A 503-nucleotide genomic window follows, 5' to 3' on the forward strand; every position below is an offset into this window, starting at 1 on the left:
GAACCATCCAGGAGACGCCGGTCATCGGCTGCACTTCGCGGAAAACGTTCAGGCATTCGGCAACGGTCAGCGAGCCGGCTTCTTCAAGCGCCGACAACATCCGGATCCTGTCGTTGAGGGGTGTCCTGCAGTGGGCATACCGGAGAAGGTCACGCGCGTTGGCCAGGCGGTTACCAACTTCGATCTCCTTGCGTGGAACCCCGCGGTAGCGGAATCCCGCCAAGGCAGCGCCTTCCCTGATCTCCGGACGCTCATCTCCTTCCACGGCGTCCAAGTAGATCCTCGTGCCATCCTCATAGTCCACCAGGAAATCCGGTACATGTGGTCCGATCTCGGTTGCGAACTCGAGCGGGAGGCAGAGCCACGCGATCACATGCGGGTCTACGTCGAGAATGCAGCCTAGATCGCGCGCCGACCGCGAGCGGAACATGGCGTCAGCGGAGCAGCGAACCGTCCCTCTGGGATAGAAAAGTTTGGTTGAGGCTTCTGCGTAGGCCGCATAG

The 503-nt window shown here is 61.2% G+C and carries 1 protein-coding gene; it reads right to left on the reverse strand.

What is annotated here, in order from left to right; translation table 11 throughout:
- The coding region (locus AF337_RS43410; protein WP_160320379.1) for a hypothetical protein at positions 1–503 on the reverse strand (503 nt) is incomplete at both ends.

The organism is Rhizobium ecuadorense (genome assembly GCF_001187535.1).
In the GTDB taxonomy this organism is placed as follows: domain Bacteria; phylum Pseudomonadota; class Alphaproteobacteria; order Rhizobiales; family Rhizobiaceae; genus Rhizobium; species Rhizobium ecuadorense.